Below are 15,501 nucleotides of genomic sequence, written 5' to 3'. Positions count from 1 at the left end.
TTATGCATAATTGCATAGATGAGTTTTGAAGGATAAAGATAATAGAATTTCATCCAACACTTAAGACTCAAAAATGTCCATTACAGCCGTTCTTAAAAATTTTAAGACAATATGTTTATCAATGTTCTTATTCTGAAGATTGAAGTGCTTAATATTTACGTTATAAGTGCATAACAAGTTATAATAGAAGAAATCAATAAGGAGGCTGGCTGTGAAGAATCTTCGTTATCTCAATATATTTACCATATTAATTATATACACACTACTTATGTTTTACATCGGCTGGAACGGATGGGTTTGGCTTCATGCGGTATTTGGCTGGGAATCTTGGGGATATTATGCTTTCATAGTTGCATTTATTTCATATGCGTACATTCTCGTGCAAGTGTTTAAGTTTTTGCCATTTCTGCGAACAATAGGTTCGATTTGGTTTGCAGTTATACAATATGCGCTTATGCTGTTGCCATTAGCTAATATTATGGTCTTTCTTTTACAGTTTTCAGTAGAGAAAGAAGCGGCAATTATTTGGACAGGGGCGGCTGTGATAGCTGCATTTATCTTTATCTTTGCGTATGGAGTATTTAATGCGTATAGTCCGGTAGTAAGAAAGTACGAGGTGCACATACCGAAAAAGGTAGAGGGGCGTAAAAGTTTACGCATGGCGATGGCTTCTGATATGCATTTCGGTAAACTGTCTGGCGTTTCGCATTTAAAAAGACTTGTTCGTCATGTAAATGAGATGGAGCCCGATATTATTTTGCTACCAGGTGATATTATCGATGATCATCCAGGTGTGTTCATTCAAAAGAATATGGGACCAATCATGAAACAAATGAAAGCACCATTAGGCGTATATGGCGTATTAGGAAACCATGAATACTACGGTAGAGCGGTTCCGGAGTTTTTACAAGAGATGGATAAGATTGATATTCGTATTCTTTTAGATGAAGTAATTACAATTGAAGATGACTTTTATCTCGTTGGAAGAAGAGATAAAACAGAGCGAGATCGTCAAAGCTTTGAACAATTAATGAGTACGGTAGATAAATCGATGCCTGTTATCGCAATGGATCACCAGCCATTTGAGTTGAAACAAGCAGCAGCGGCAGGTGTAGATTTATTATTATCCGGTCATACACACCGCGGACAAATGGCGCCCAATCATATTGTAACGAGAAGAATGTACGAGCTAGACTGGGGATACGCACAAAAAGGCGCGTTCCACGCAATTGTTTCTTCTGGATTTGGATTCTGGGGACCACCGCTTAGACTTGGTAGTAGGTCGGAAATTGTGCAGGTAGAAGTTACATTTGAATAGGGGTTATGAAATAGAGAGCTGATGGCTCTCTATTTTTTTAAATAAAAACAAATAACAATAAATATTTATGTTGGTGCTAATTTCATAAAAGAGATAAGATTATAAGACTCGATTAAAATAAAGGGGGATTGTAAGTGATCATATCAGATGTACTATACGGAGAATTTGAAGTGGATCAAGTAGTAGAAGAATTAATTTCAAGTAAGTCTATGCAAAGACTAAAGGGAATTCATCAAGCAGGCGCAAGTTACTTAATGAACGAGAAATGGAATGTAACGCGCTTTGATCATTCAGTTGGTGTTATGTTATTAGTGAAAAAACTAGGTGGTTCAGTAGAAGAACAGATCGCTAGTTTACTACATGACGTATCACATACTGCTTTTTCTCATGTGATTGATTACGTTTTTGATAATGAAGATGAAAGTTATCATGAAGAGATATTTAGTTCTGTTGTGAAAAACTCAGAAATTCCAGCGATTCTTGCGAAGTATGGTTATAACTATGAAGATATTTTGTTAGATGATTCGAAATGGACGTTACTCGAAAGGTCAGCACCAGAATTATGCGCAGACAGAGTGGATTATACATTACGAGATATGTATACATATGGGTATGTTTCTTTAGAAGAAGTTTACAGTTTTTTAGAAGATGTCATCGCTGTAGATGGGAAAATGGTTGTTCAAAGTGTCGAAATGGCAGAATGGTTTACAGAAACGTATTACAAGGAAGTAATCGATTTCTTTATGGAACCAATGAATATTTACGGAAATGATATGTTAGCGAAAACGTTAAAGGTAGCTCTTCATAAAAGGATTATTCATGCAGATGATTTTCTTCTTGAAGATGAGGAGCTTATTTCGAAATTGCAACAATGTAATGACCCCGAAGTAGAAGCTTTATTAAGCAAAGTTCATCGAAATGTAAAAGTAAAAGAAGATAGAAACGATTTTGATTTACATCAGAAAAATAAAGTGCGTCTTATTGATCCGCCGTTACTTCGTGAAGGGAAAATCGTTCAGTCGTCTGTTGTGTCAGAAAACATAAGACAGATGAGTGATATTGCTTATGAAAAAGCGGTGAGAGGGATGTATGTGAAATTGATTTCGGAATAAAAAAGAAGTAGCGCATCTTTTTTAGAGCGCTACTTCTTTTTTATTAATGATCAAACCAATTCCAAATCTCAATATCTCCAAGAGTCGCATAACGTACGTGCGGGGAGTTTTGTAATTTTAATAACTCTTTCGATGGGCCAGTAATAACAATTCCGTATACTTTTACACCGTTATCCTTTACATATTGATAACGTTTATCTAAGTTTAGTTCTTTCTCAGAAAGCGCTGCTATTTTGCTTACCGTTTTTTTATGGATAGAAAGGACGCGCATCATTTCGGTTACTTTGTCTTCTTGCGTTTTCTGCCCGTCAGTTTCATTATCGAGGAATCTTACATGTTCTGGAAACCCTATAGCTTCTCCGCCATGTAGGATATAGTCATCTACATTTTTTCTTTCTTGTCCTGTATCTAAAGCGTACCATACAGGAGTTGGAGGGAGTTCTTGTGCCTTGAATATGCTATATAAAAGCGGTTCTAATTCTTTTAAAGTGTAAGCTTTATCAAAAGAAATTGCTACTTCTGCAACGGTTCCATCATGTACTTTTGCAAGTGTATCCCATACTTTTTTTGATGAATCCTTTAAATAATCACCCTGCTCTGTTTTTGGATGAACAAAGAAGAGTTTTGGTTGATAGAACGGATTCATCCAAGTTTGCTTCGTGATATCTACAGATGATAAGAAGCTTTTTGTTTCTATTGTACCGAGGGGCATTTCTTTTTTACCGACGGTTCTTACTAAATCAAATTGGCTATTCGTACGGAAAAAAGCTTCTACACTTGTTCCGCCTCCCATAACGCGGCTATTTGGGATAGTTGCTTCAAGTGCAAGAGAAGGAACCTCTCTAATTTCTTTTAGCCTTTTATCATTATTAGCTTGAAAATAAAAGGCTGATAATACCCCGCCGATTATATAGATAACGATGCAAATTGATAATATAAAACCAAACGTTTGTAAACGATGTTTCCACTTAATTCTCCAAAAAGGAATTTTAAGATCTTTTGGAGGTAACTTTTTCTTAATTGGTTCTGTCTTTGTTAACAGCTCATCTAAGTAAGCTTCACACTCTTCACAAGACTCAATATGACTTTCTAACAGTTCTTGTTCATCATGCGTGAGCGTTCCGGTTTCATACTTCTTCCATAGTTTTTTAAATTCTGTACAGCCCATCTGTATCACTCCTTTATGCTTTTTATTTCTTTTCGTCCCCTGTGTAATTCAATTTTCACTTTTGCTAATGAGAGACCAGTCATTTCTGCTATTTCCTTATAGGAGAATCCATAGTAATCTCGTAGTAGCAGGGCATTTCGTCGTTCGAGCGGAAGAATGGATAAACTTTCTAACCAACTAGCAATCTCATGTTTTACGAAATATTCATGTTCTGTACTTGGCACGTTTGGTAAATGGAATTCTTCCACTGTAGTTGTGTTATACTTTTTTTCTTTTCGATACCAATCGATAAAGGCATTGTAGGCAATTGTAAATAACCATGGCCTAATTTCTTCTCCTTTATAATAATCAATATGGACGAGCATTCGGTAAAAGGTTTCTTGCATGAGATCTTCCGCATAGTGGGAATCTCCGGTTAGGGAGAGAAGATAGCGAAATAAATCTTGCATATGCTCGGAGTAAATGTCTTCTAATGATTGTTTGCGTTTCACTACATTTCCCTCCCTTCATACATAACAACGAAATACATATAAAAAAGTTACAATTTTTTATGGAATTATAGTAAAAAACGTCAAGAATTGGATAGGATTCTCTTTTATCATAATACATATAAGGCGGGTGAACAGAGATGGAAAGCTATGAAACACAAATTCAAAGGTCAATTGATTATATTGAGGAAGATGTAATGGAAAAACAAACGCTGCGTAATTTAGCACGTATTGCAGGTTTTTCTGAGTCGCATTTTCATCGTGTATTTCAGGCGTTAGTAGGTGATACAGTAATGGAGTATGTTCGAAAGAGGAGGTTAGCCCGGGCAGCTTATCAACTTTCTCATACGGATGAAAAAGTTATTGATATCGCATTTGAGCATGGCTTTCAATCTCACGAAACGTTCACGAGAGCCTTTAAGAAATTATTTCAAATGACACCGAGTGAATATCGAAAACAAGAAATCGAAACACCGATGTATTACAGAGTGAATGTAAAGCAAAGAAAATTAAATCCGTATTTAGGAGGCATACAAATGGAATATCGTATTGTAAATAAACCAGAATTTTTAATGGCAGGTTATGAACTGAAGACGACAAGTAAAGAGGGGAAGAACCATCAAGACATCCCAGCATTTTGGCAAGAATATTTACAAAAAGATCTTGGAACAACGATTCCGAATCGTAAAGATACGAGCCAATGGGTAGAGCTTGGATTATGTACTGATTTTAATTTAGAAACAGGGGACTTCACTTATATTATTGGAATGGAAGTTACAGACTTTGAAAATGTACCAAATGAAATTGCAAAGCGTACTTTCCCTGCAGCAACATATGCAGTATTTACAACGCCGAAAGTTCCTCATAAAGAAATGGTATCGTCTATTCACCAAACTTGGAATGCAGTATTCTCAGAATGGTTCCCGCATTCAGGGTATGAACATTGCGGAGTTACAGAGTTTGAACTGTACGATGAGCGTTGCCACGAAGATAAGAGTGAGTTTGCACAAGTAGAGCTTTGGATACCGGTGAAGAAAAAATAATAAGGTAAGAGCGAATCATTGGGAGATGGTTCGCTTTTTTTATAAGTGGATTGTTAAATTTGTATTGTTTTATCTGTAATACATATGAAAATGGTAAAATAAAATAGCAATTAAATATTGCGGGTGGAAGGTTATGCCCTTTCTTCATTTGGTGAAGAAAGGAGGTGTAATCGTATGGAATTTCTTTTGCAAATTTTGTTGGAAATCACAAAAACTATAGCTAGAGAAGGTATAGTTTTGGGATTTAAGAAATTAACGGCAAAAAAAGCGCAAAAAGAAGACCACCCGTCTGCCTGCGAAGCGTGGGAAGTCTTCTAAGCGCAAATAAGCTTTAGTTGCAACCTTCCATCTTACGGTAATTAGTTGCAGTGACGGGGTGTTGGAAGCACCTCGTCTACTTCATTTTATGCAAAACTTAGTTAGTTTATACTTCTATTTATAGTATAACAGTTTAGAAATGTATTTGTTAATAGTTTTATTTTTACTTTGTATAGTAGGGAAGTAGGTTAGTATTGTCGGTTTTTGTCGGTAAGTCGATATATCTAGAAAATCGCTGATATAATTCGAGTTGCGCTGATATATTCAAAAAATCGCTGATATAATTTCATATACCGCTAAAACATCCCAAAAAAACGATCTGCATAATTTCAATTACCGCAAAACTCTCCCAGAAAAGAAAAAAAGACGCCACATAGCGTCTTTCCTACGAACGAAACGGAAACACAAGAATAATCGTCGTTCCTTTTCCGAGTGCACTATCAACGGAAATTGTCCCGTTATGAGCATGAACGAGCTGTTTTGTAATGGCTAGGCCAAGTCCAGTTCCGATGTTGCTTTCTTCTGTGTTTGTTCCGCGGTAATATCGTTCGAATAGAAGTTCTTTCGTTTTTTCATCCATTCCTTTTCCATCATCTGAAATGGAGAGTGTAAAGGAATTAGCGTTTTGTGATAATTTTACGATGACAGTAGTTGTTTCGTTATTATGTTTTACAGCATTTACTAGTAAGTTTTCGATAATACGCTGGAACCATTTTTCTTCAATGAAATATTGAATTTTATTTGAGCTCGGTACGAATTCAATATTTTGATTTTGAAGTGTTGGATTGTTAATAAATTGCAATAATACTTTTTGGACGAACTGATTGATTTCAACGTTTACGTGTTGGGCAGGAAGGCTGTTATTTTTTAATTGATACGTTAAGCTTAAATCATCAATTAATGTCGTCATATATTGAGATTTCTCTTTCATAACACTACCAAATTGCTGAATATCACGATCAGTCCAGTTATATTGATGCGATTCGAGTAATAGTGCGTAGCCATATATAGAGCTAAGTGGTGTTTTTAAGTCGTGTGTTAGACCGGTAATCCATTCTTCTCGTGTTTGCTGGAGGACTTGCCTCATCGCATCATTTTTTTTGAGTGTAATAGAAAGGTGTTCTAGTGAACTTGTTACATCTCTAAACAAACGGAATGACCATTTTTCTTTACCAGATCGCCGGAACCTGACGGGTTTTCCTTTTTTACTAATAGGTTCTTCATACTTTCCACCAGCGATATTTTTAAGCCAGCGCATCGCATGTAATAACGGTTTCCCGAATTTATTACCGTACCAAATAGAAAGAATGACTAAATAAACAAATACGATAAGAAGGATTAATCCGCATCCGATGAGAAACTTCTTAGTAAATACATCTTCAATTTCGTCATCTGGATAGTAGTGCTCATTTTTTGCAGTTACAACGAGAAGGTTGCCACTATTTGCATCGTAAAAGCTAGACGTGTTTTCTTTATGATTCCACGGTTCTTTTTCATTAAGGGCAATTTGTATTGCTGAAAATGTTTTTTTCTTTCCAGTTGGATAGGAAAAAACCTCTTCGCCATTTTGATTAAATATTTGAAGTGTTGCTTTTTCTTTAGACAGTAACTGTTTTTCTTGATCTGTTAATGCGAACGAATCCATCGTTAAAGAGGAATGCTCCTTTTGAATTGCTGTCAGTAACGCATTGCTTTTTAACATACCACCATAAATAACAAGTGCTTTCTTTTCTTCTAATTCAATTTCCCAATATGTAAATTTATAATTGCTTTCGATATGATGCTGTATATATGCGACTAAAGATGTCTTCGTATAAGCATCCGGAACATCATTTGGTGTATTAAAGTGGTAGAGGATTTTTCCGTTTTCATCTACAACTTGGAGCCAATCATTTTTCTCCTTTATTAAATCTTGCACTTCAGATTGTAACGAAATATGCCCATCTTCTGAAGAGATGTATCTTGAAATTGTAAAACTATCAGAATCCGGAATGTTAGGTTCGTATAAAGTACTAGTAAGAAGAAAAATTAAATAAGTAAAAGCAGCAACTACAGCGATAAGTAATGTAACTAAAACAAAAACGTGTTGCATGATAAATTGAATAATAAGTCGTTTATTAAAATTCATATCGTCACCCTACTTTGTAACGAACTTATAACCAAGCCCGCGAACGGTTTTTATATATTCTGGTTTACTTGGATCGTGTTCAATTTTTTCACGTAGTTTTCGAATGTGGACCATAACAGTGTTGTCATCGCCATTATAGGCAGGTGCTCCCCAAACTTTTTCATATATTTCCTCTTTCGAAAATACGTAGTTCGGATTCTCGCAAAAGAAGAGTAGTAGTTGAAAGAGTTGAGCAGAACATTCGACAATGTGCCCATCTACTGTTAGTTCTGCAGAGTGCTGATCAATTTCAAATCTTCCAAATGAAATTGAGTGTGGTTTTTGTTCGTGTGGTACGGTTTGTTTCATATGTCTCCGAAGCTGTGCTTTCATACGTGCTACTACTTCTAATGGATTAAATGGTTTCGTAATATAATCATCTGCACCGTATGAAAATCCGGATATTTTATCTAAATCAGATGCTTTTGCTGATAGGAAGAAAATTGGACAATCTGTTTGTTGGCGAATGATTGGACAAATATCAAAACCAGATTGTCCAGGAAGCATTACATCTAAAATAATTAAATCGTAATTGTTTTGCTTAGTTAGAGATAAAGCCATTTCAGCTGATGTTGCAGTTGTAATATGAGAAAAGCCTTCTTTTTCAAGAATGGTAGTTAGTAATTGTAAAATTGCTGTTTCATCATCAACGAGTAAAATATTTGCTTGGTACATAAACATCCCTCCTAATTTTCTCGAATATCATATCATCATTTTGTAACTTATGGAATTTTTAAGGAAATTTTAAGGTTTTCTTTCGCAAAAAATTAAGAATCAAATGATATGATAAAAGTAACATAGGGGAGGAGATGAGTGTGAACCCGTTTCAAGTGATGCGAGCTAGATATTTTTTAATTGTATTTGCACTATTAATTTTAATAGCGAGAAGTAGTGGCGATTTGCTAACAAGTATATTTCATATACAAAATTCTTCTTTTATAAATATCCTTATATTCTATATCCTTCCGATGGTATGGATTTCTTATGAGTATAGAAAGCACCACATTTCATTTTCATTATTTGTTAATAAAAATGAAACATTTAACTTGGTACAAGTTTTATACATTACGGTTATGTTATGCATGTTTAGTTACGGGTATCTTATTTTGTATATGTATAGTTTTGCATGGATTACACCGGACTTTATTATGAACGCCCTGCATGAACCAATTGTAGATAGTACTGGGGGATATGTATCTCAAGTCATTAGGGTCGTATTCATCGCACCAATTATCGGGGAATTTGTTTTTCGCGGATTTTTACTTCAACGTTTTGCAACAAAATGGGGAACGAGCATAGCGACCATCGTTGTAGCAATATTGTTTGCGTTGTTACATGTTGATTTCCTCGGTGCAGCCATATTCAGCATCGTATTGTCAATCGTATATATTCGTACGAAAAGTTTACTCATGCCAATTGCAATACATATGTTAAACAATGCATTTGTAATAGGTGCGTCTTTTCTAATAAGTAGAGAAAAAATTATGAGTTTTGCCGATTTCTCAAATTATACGACATTCTTTCCTGGACTTATTATTTTTATAACAGGATTAAACTTAGTACTTATCTTTTTATTTGTTAATCGCAAATATTGGAGTAAAGAAGTGCCGGTTATATATGCAGAGCAGGAAAAGAGCTTTTCAGATGTAGTCGGGAGTAAATAAGATGAAGAAGACGGTTGAAAAAATATTAAAAGACATTATAGATTCTACGTCTATTACAGATATGTGTGATAAAAGCGTTTGTCATTGGCTTCAACCTGTAGTAGATACGATTGTGTTTCCAGAGTATTACTTATTTTCTAGTACTCATTTAAAAGAAAATATTATTTCTCTTCTTATTGTGTTCGGGGTTTTACTAATATTTGGTCTAATTGTAGAAGAAATGATGAAGCGCATCTTCAAAAAGAATGAAGAGAAGTATATGTGGATTCATAAAGTATTCGAGAAAGTAATGGTGGCTTTCCTTTTGTTTTATGGTATAAAAACAATCATTTACTTTATAGCTTTGAAACATCATTAATTCGAAATTTGAAAGGGATGTATAAAATTATATGAATGAAACGATATCATCAAATAAGTTTTTTTATTTGATTTTACTTAGTCTAGTGTTAATAACGACAGTGAATGTTATTTTGCGCTGGGAGGAAGCTTATTTTTTCATGTATTTAGCGCTCCATTTGCTAGGGATTTTATGTATAAGTGGTGGAGTCGTTACTGAAAAAAAGAATGAAGAAAGCGTTAACTATATGTGTGTGATCGGTCTTGTTTTACTTTTAGCCGTACAGGGTATTATGAAATATAGTTCTTTCTCTTTACAAGATTTTAGTTTATTAATAGATGTACTTCCTTAAAGAGGCTTTTTATTTTATCTAAAAAGGAAGTAGGGTACGTGTTGGTTTGTAAGTGTACGGATTGTGAACCGAAGAAAGTGTTTAAAGATAGGTAAAACTCTTCTTATGTAGAAGAGTTTTTTTATGTAAATAAAAAGATCCAGAGCAATTCACATAATAAGCTTGTTCTAATTTAGCGTGTACGAACTTACAATAATAATAGACAGGCAGCATAGAGGAGGGAATAGCGTGAAGAAGGTTATCGGTTGGTCGCTTTTTTTGTACGTTGGATTTGCGTTACTTATATATTGGTATTTATTTGGATGGAATCATGAACTTATTCCGGACATGTATAAGGGAACGAGTGCAGATCCAGAAACGTTTATGAGTACGAGAGAGCTTACGCTAAGCCAAGATTATTCGCGCGTGAAAAATTTACTATACTTTTTAGCGACGCCTCTTGAATGGATTATTTTATTATTTGTACTTGTGCTAGGTATTTCAAGAAAGTTTGAGAAATGGTCGAAGGAAACGACTAAAATAAGTGTTTTGCAAGTTGCGATTTATTTCTTTTATTTATCATTACTGACAACAGTGCTTGCCTTACCGATGCAATGGATTGGCCGGAAAGTGTCCGTTGATTACGGCATTTCAACACAAAGTACACAAAGCTGGATAAAAGATCATGTTATCGGTTTTTGGGAAAGTTATGCGACTATGTTAATCGTAGTTACCGTTCTATTATGGCTTATCCGTAAATTTCCGAAGAGATGGTGGCTCGCAGGATGGGCGCTCTCTGTTCCATTTACAATCTTTTTAACATTCATACAGCCTGTCGTTATTGATCCACTGTATAACGACTTCTCGACGCTGAAAAATAAAGAATTAGAAACGAAAATTTTAGCGATAGCAGACAAAGCGGACATTCCTGCTAAACACGTATATGAAGTAAATATGTCAGAAAAAACGAATGCATTAAATGCTTACGTAACAGGAATTGGCCCTAACGCCCGTATTGTAATGTGGGATACAACACTTAAGCAGTTAAAAGATAAAGAGATTTTATTTATAATGGCCCATGAAATGGGGCATTATGTTATGAAACATATATATTTTGGCGTTGCAAGTTATGTATTGCTATCGTTTATAGGTATGTTTTTAATTAGTCGTATTATAAATATGTGTATTCGCAAATGGGGAGATACATTGCAAATTTCAAAAGTAGCATGTTTCTCCATGTTACCTTTATTTTTCTTAATTTCTTCTGTCCTCTCTTTTGCAGCACAACCAGCAACAAACTACGTTTCACGTATAGAAGAAAGAGCGGCAGATCAATATGCTTTAAATATGACGAAGGATGGGAAATCTGGTGTGAAAACTTTTCAATATTTATCAAAAACAAGTTTAAGCCAAGTAAATCCGCCTGCGTTAGTAAAATTTTTCTTATACACGCACCCACCAATTTTTGAAAGAATTCATACGTTTGAACAATATGAGAAACAAAGCAAAAAGGAGTAGCATGATAGCTACTTCTTTTTTTATAGAGATATAAGTTTCATATTGGGAATATTTATCATTGCTTTTTATTACGATTTTGTAAATAATAAGCTATAAAATTCTAAAAATCTATATATAAAGGAATAAAGGTGGAAAAATGTATTTTTTACAAAATTTAAAAGTGAAATATAAATTATTAGCGCTTATTTCATTAGCAGTTTTAGGTATGGTAATTATGAGCAGTGTAGCAATTAATTCTATTAATAAGATTAAGCACGATACAGAGGTTGTAGTAGATGATTATCAATATTCTGCAATTTTATTAGAAGGAATGCTTCGTACACAAAATTCATTAGAATATAACTTACTAGAATTAATTACGGCATCACAAAATGAAGTGGCAAATAAAGAGGGGATAATTGATAATATTGACAAGGATCTTAAAAAATATGATTCTTTATTAAAAGAATATGATGATGGTTTTAATTTAAGTAAGCAAGAGGATGAACTATTTCAGAAGATGAAGAAATCTTTGCCAAGTTATAAAGATACATATAAAAAATTATTTGAAAAGGCGAAGGCAACAAATGAGCCACAAATGGTAAATGAATTTCAGAAGGAATTAAAACCGAAGGGAATAGAGTTAGCTGGTTATGCAGTGGATCTAGAATCGTATGTTTCAAATTTAGCTGACCAAGTATTTAAAGATTCTCAAAAAATGATTGATCGTTCCGTTATTACCTTTATCATTCTTGTAGTAGTTACTACAATCGTTATATGTATAGTAAGTTATATTATTAGCAAGCTCATAGTTGCTCCTTTACAAACGGTTAGTCGTATGATGGAAAGAGCGAAAGAAGGAGATTTAACCGTACATGGTGATTATACTGCTAAGGATGAATTAGGTGTATTAGTAAGTAATTTTAACGAGATGATTGCAGGGCTAAGAACAAATATGCAAGAAGTAGAGAATAATATTCAGCTTTTATTCCAACATGCAGACGGAGTAGTATCTGCATCAGAAGTATCTAGTAGTGCAGCGAAGAAAATCACTATGGATATTGAAGAAGTTGCAAATGGTGCAGAGAGTCAAATGCAAGCAATGGAACAAACTGCGGGTGCGATGGAAGAGTTGACGCAAGGAATGCAGAGTATAGTCAATACATCATCCTCTGTAAATGAATTATCTGCTCAATCAGCATTAGATGCAGAGAGTGGTAACAAATTAATGAAACAAATGATTCAACAGATGGATACAATCCAAAATTCGGTACATAGCGGTGTGAAACAAGTAGAGACTATGAAAGAACAATCAGAAGAAATTGTTAAAATCATTGATGTTATGCAAGGTATTACCTCCCAGATTAACTTATTAGCATTAAACGCCGCAATTGAGGCTGCACGTGCTGGTGAAAGTGGTAGAGGATTTGCAATTGTGGCAGATGAAGTGCGGAAATTAGCAGAACAATCTAGTGATTCTGCAAAACAAATTGAGAATCTTATTACTCAAGTTATGGGAACAACGAACCATACGGTACATATGATGGGGAAAGTAGATAATGAGGTACAGGCAGGTACACAAGTAGTAATGCATACAGAAAAAGTATTTGGAACAATTACAGAAAAAGTACAGCAAGTATCTGAGCAAATTCAAACGGTATCTATGTCTACAGATGAAATTGCAGCGAGTAGTGAGGAAATCTCGGCTTCTGCAGAAGACATGGCTCAAATTTCCCAAAGATCATCTGACCGAACTGATAGGGTAAAAGAGTCTATTCAACAGCAAGAAAAATCTGTTCAAGAGATTTCGGTTTCAATTGAACATATGCATAACGCAGCAGGAAAATTAAAACAAATAGTTGCCCAATTTACTCTTCAAAAGTAGTAGCATATTTGAGTGTTAATAAATATAAAAAAATCATCCTCTTTTAAGAAAAAAGGATGATTTTTTTATCCCGTTATTTGCTGGGCAGTAAGACCCCCACCTCAAAATTCAGCGAAAGCGAGTTATCAGTGAAGGGGGATGCTACCTCTGAAATATAAACCATGAATATAGTAATCTCCATTAGGCATCTCCTTTAGGTGCCAATAAAGGGAAGTTATAAAGTGAAAAGGAGTTTTTAAAGAGATTGTAGAATGTTTTAGTATATAACACCTTAGATGTGACAACTTCCTTTTTGAAAAAGAAAGAAGGGGGTATAAAGCAGAAAGGTAGTGGGAATATTTCTTCTAGAAGATTTGCATTTTATCTTACATTCACAAAAAAAATAGTACTCCTGAAACAATGAAGTTCATTTTATTTGAATGAAATAGGGAGAGAGGATAATGAAGAAAAAAATATTGGGTGTAATGATGATTGCGACAATGGCAGGAGGTATATTTGCAGGGGCGAATGTGACACCTGTAAAAGCGGAAGAGTATCCACAAATGATTGTGTTTGAAGATGTTCCATACGGATTTTGGGCATATGATGCTATTATGGATTTAGCGTATCATAAAATTATATTAGGGTATGGAAACGGGAAGTATGGTGTTGGCGATCTTATAACACGTGAACAAGTAGCTGGGACTATTTACAGAACACTTGAGATAAAAGAAGAAGGGCCAGTAGCGAATCCATATAAAGATGTTTCTGATAGTACAACCACTTTTAAAAAGGAAATTTTAGCGTTAACAAAACGTGGTGTTTTTACAGGGGATGGCCAAGGGAATTTTAGGCCGAAAGCACCAATCTCTAGAGCGGAAATGGCTGTCATTTTAAAACGAGCATTTAATTTTGAAACGAAACAAAAACATACATTTAAAGATATTCCAAAAGGTCACTGGGCAGAAGATGCAATTAGTGCGTTACAATCTAATAATGTTGTGAGAGGAACTGGGAATGGCATGTATGAATTAAATCGCCCTGTACCTAGAGAACAATATGCTCAGTTTATTAATAATGCGATTATTAATTATCATTTGAAAGAGGATTGGAAGTAGAGTGAAATATGAAAGCACAAATAGAAAAATTTGTGCTTTTTTGTTTGTTTAAAAAAGAATTATTATTCGTATTTATGTATTTTTATGGTTATAAACAAGCTTTATAATCGACCCGATGAAAAAGACATGATGTGTAATATGATTCACAAAACCGTCACGAAATGTGTCGGAAAATATATTGTCACTATACCATTTATTCTGTATATTTTTAAAAAAACATATACATATTGGGGAGATAATTTGATGAGCAAAAAATTATTAAAAACAGCTACAGCATTAACAATTATGGGTGGGGTGTTATTCTCAGCAGAGAGTAATAGTGTAAAAGCGGAAAGTGCACCGTTGCAAAAAGCAAATACAATTGTATTTAAAGATGTACCAAAAGGACATTGGGCATATGAGGCAATTCATGAATTAGCGGAACAAGAAATTATTTTGGGATATGGCGATGGAATATTCGGTTTTGGGGATAATGTAACACGTGAGCAAGTTGCAGCTTTAATTTACCGTGTGTTTGATATGGAAGAACAAGATGAATATGAAAACCCATATGGAGATATCGATGAAAATTCAACAAGCTTTATCGAGGAGATATTGGCTCTAACGGAAATCGGAATTTTCCAGGGAGACGAGAATGGAAACTTTAGACCGAAGGCGACGTTAACGCGTGCGGAAATGGCACAAGTTCTTACGAATGCTTTTGACCTACAGGCAAAGGGATCTCATAACTTTAATGATGTTTTAGCAAATTCATGGGCAACGAATGCAATTAGTGCAGTACAAACAAATGGTATTACAATGGGAATCGGAGAAGGTAAATTCGGTCCGTCTATGAAGGTAACGAGAGAACAATACGCACAGTTTTTACATAGAGCAATATTGCATGATATGGAACAAGGGCAGTAATAAAGTTTAACTAGTCAAAGTGAAATTCAAAAATAATACAAAAAGGTCGTTGTTGTATAACAGCGGCCTTTTTTGTATGAAATAAAGTGCGAAAGAATGGCGTTTTGAAAAAAAACGAAATGAATTTTCAAAAAAAACTTCCTTTTCTGAAGATTTGTTATATAATATAA

At 34.6% G+C, this 15,501-nt stretch carries 15 protein-coding genes and 2 pseudogenes; 12 read left to right on the top strand and 5 right to left on the bottom strand.

Annotated elements, in window-relative coordinates:
- Positions 1-63: 63 nt before the first annotated feature.
- Positions 64-177, bottom strand: a pseudogene (locus tag D1166_RS32105) (TetR family transcriptional regulator); the annotation flags it as partial.
- A gap of 34 nt (positions 178-211) precedes the next feature.
- Between D1166_RS32105 and D1166_RS01480 the strand changes: the two are divergent.
- Together D1166_RS01480 and D1166_RS01475 are read left to right on the top strand one after the other, a co-directional pair.
- On the top strand, positions 212-1,318 hold the full coding sequence (locus D1166_RS01480) for a metallophosphoesterase (protein WP_097855563.1): 1,107 nt from the start codon (positions 212-214) through the stop codon (positions 1,316-1,318).
- 134 nt (positions 1,319-1,452) lie between these two features.
- Entirely contained in the window at positions 1,453-2,430 is a 978-nt protein-coding gene (locus tag D1166_RS01475; RefSeq protein ID WP_097855564.1) for an HD domain-containing protein, read from the top strand.
- Between the two features lie 43 nt (positions 2,431-2,473).
- Here D1166_RS01475 and D1166_RS01470 read toward each other — a convergent pair whose 3' ends face one another.
- Entirely contained in the window at positions 2,474-3,598 is a 1,125-nt protein-coding gene (locus tag D1166_RS01470; protein ID WP_097855565.1) for an anti-sigma factor, read from the bottom strand.
- A 5-nt stretch (positions 3,599-3,603) separates the two neighbouring features.
- A complete protein-coding gene (locus tag D1166_RS01465) occupies positions 3,604-4,089 on the bottom strand; it encodes an RNA polymerase sigma factor (RefSeq protein ID WP_097855566.1) in 486 nt (161 codons plus the stop codon).
- Positions 4,090-4,226: 137 nt separating this feature from the next.
- On the opposite strand from D1166_RS01465, the gene D1166_RS01455 reads away from it, so the two are divergent.
- Positions 4,227-5,129 carry an AraC family transcriptional regulator gene (locus tag D1166_RS01455; protein WP_097855567.1) on the top strand — a complete coding sequence of 301 codons (903 nt, stop codon included), beginning with the start codon at positions 4,227-4,229 and terminating at the stop codon, positions 5,127-5,129.
- Positions 5,130-5,303: 174 nt separating this feature from the next.
- Positions 5,304-5,447, top strand: coding sequence for a hypothetical protein (locus D1166_RS31120; RefSeq protein ID WP_009327236.1), 144 nt, complete (start codon positions 5,304-5,306; stop codon positions 5,445-5,447).
- A gap of 385 nt (positions 5,448-5,832) precedes the next feature.
- Here D1166_RS31120 and D1166_RS01450 read toward each other — a convergent pair whose 3' ends face one another.
- Positions 5,833-7,575, bottom strand: a complete 1,743-nt coding sequence (locus D1166_RS01450; RefSeq protein ID WP_097855568.1) for a sensor histidine kinase — start codon at positions 7,573-7,575, stop codon at positions 5,833-5,835.
- A 9-nt stretch (positions 7,576-7,584) separates the two neighbouring features.
- Positions 7,585-8,289 carry a response regulator transcription factor gene (locus tag D1166_RS01445; protein WP_000283870.1) on the bottom strand — a complete coding sequence of 235 codons (705 nt, stop codon included), beginning with the start codon at positions 8,287-8,289 and terminating at the stop codon, positions 7,585-7,587.
- Between the two features lie 140 nt (positions 8,290-8,429).
- On the opposite strand from D1166_RS01445, the gene D1166_RS01440 reads away from it, so the two are divergent.
- From D1166_RS01440 to D1166_RS01410, 8 genes and pseudogenes are all read left to right on the top strand, one after another.
- Positions 8,430-9,278 (top strand): CPBP family intramembrane glutamic endopeptidase, encoded by an 849-nt coding sequence (locus tag D1166_RS01440; RefSeq protein ID WP_001067985.1) that lies wholly within the window; start codon positions 8,430-8,432, stop codon positions 9,276-9,278.
- 1 nt (position 9,279) lies between these two features.
- Positions 9,280-9,636 (top strand): hypothetical protein, encoded by a 357-nt coding sequence (locus D1166_RS01435; RefSeq protein ID WP_000754332.1) that lies wholly within the window; start codon positions 9,280-9,282, stop codon positions 9,634-9,636.
- A gap of 31 nt (positions 9,637-9,667) precedes the next feature.
- The gene (locus D1166_RS01430) at positions 9,668-9,967 is read left to right on the top strand and encodes a DUF2101 family protein (protein WP_001006050.1); all 300 of its coding nucleotides are present in this window, start codon (positions 9,668-9,670) and stop codon (positions 9,965-9,967) included.
- 228 nt (positions 9,968-10,195) lie between these two features.
- Positions 10,196-11,464: a M48 family metallopeptidase gene (locus D1166_RS01425; protein WP_000755730.1), complete on the top strand. Its 1,269-nt coding sequence runs from the start codon at positions 10,196-10,198 to the stop codon at positions 11,462-11,464.
- Between the two features lie 136 nt (positions 11,465-11,600).
- Positions 11,601-12,380, top strand: a pseudogene (locus tag D1166_RS32260) (MCP four helix bundle domain-containing protein); the annotation flags it as partial.
- Complete coding sequence (locus D1166_RS32255) at positions 12,375-13,328, top strand: methyl-accepting chemotaxis protein (RefSeq protein WP_409194079.1); 954 nt, start codon at positions 12,375-12,377, stop codon at positions 13,326-13,328. The pseudogene D1166_RS32260 and the gene D1166_RS32255, both read left to right, overlap by 6 nt.
- Positions 13,329-13,768: 440 nt before the next feature.
- On the top strand, positions 13,769-14,425 hold the full coding sequence (locus D1166_RS01415; protein ID WP_000727095.1) for an S-layer homology domain-containing protein: 657 nt from the start codon (positions 13,769-13,771) through the stop codon (positions 14,423-14,425).
- Positions 14,426-14,563: 138 nt separating this feature from the next.
- Positions 14,564-15,331 carry an S-layer homology domain-containing protein gene (locus tag D1166_RS01410; RefSeq protein WP_118043231.1) on the top strand — a complete coding sequence of 256 codons (768 nt, stop codon included), beginning with the start codon at positions 14,564-14,566 and terminating at the stop codon, positions 15,329-15,331.
- Positions 15,332-15,501: the final 170 nt, after the last annotated feature.

The organism is Bacillus sp. ISO11 (genome assembly GCF_003458115.1).
GTDB lineage: Bacteria > Bacillota > Bacilli > Bacillales > Bacillaceae_G > Bacillus_A > Bacillus_A cereus.
The sequence above is the reverse complement of the archived record's forward strand: the minus strand, read 5'-3'. Positions and strand labels throughout refer to the sequence as shown.

Bases quoted from the DNA above. Each gene is read 5' to 3' on its own strand.
- D1166_RS01450 (WP_097855568.1), bottom strand. From the start codon at position 7,575: ATGAATTTTAATAAACGACTTATTATTCAATTTATCATGCAACACGTT.
- D1166_RS01410 (WP_118043231.1), top strand. From the start codon at position 14,564: ATGATTCACAAAACCGTCACGAAATGTGTCGGAAAATATATTGTCACT.
- D1166_RS01445 (WP_000283870.1), bottom strand. From the start codon at position 8,289: ATGTACCAAGCAAATATTTTACTCGTTGATGATGAAACAGCAATTTTA.
- D1166_RS01430 (WP_001006050.1), top strand. From the start codon at position 9,668: ATGAATGAAACGATATCATCAAATAAGTTTTTTTATTTGATTTTACTT.
- D1166_RS32255 (WP_409194079.1), top strand. From the start codon at position 12,375: ATGATTGCAGGGCTAAGAACAAATATGCAAGAAGTAGAGAATAATATT.
- D1166_RS01470 (WP_097855565.1), bottom strand. From the start codon at position 3,598: ATGGGCTGTACAGAATTTAAAAAACTATGGAAGAAGTATGAAACCGGA.
- D1166_RS01455 (WP_097855567.1), top strand. From the start codon at position 4,227: ATGGAAAGCTATGAAACACAAATTCAAAGGTCAATTGATTATATTGAG.
- D1166_RS31120 (WP_009327236.1), top strand. From the start codon at position 5,304: ATGGAATTTCTTTTGCAAATTTTGTTGGAAATCACAAAAACTATAGCT.
- D1166_RS01415 (WP_000727095.1), top strand. From the start codon at position 13,769: ATGAAGAAAAAAATATTGGGTGTAATGATGATTGCGACAATGGCAGGA.
- D1166_RS01435 (WP_000754332.1), top strand. From the start codon at position 9,280: ATGAAGAAGACGGTTGAAAAAATATTAAAAGACATTATAGATTCTACG.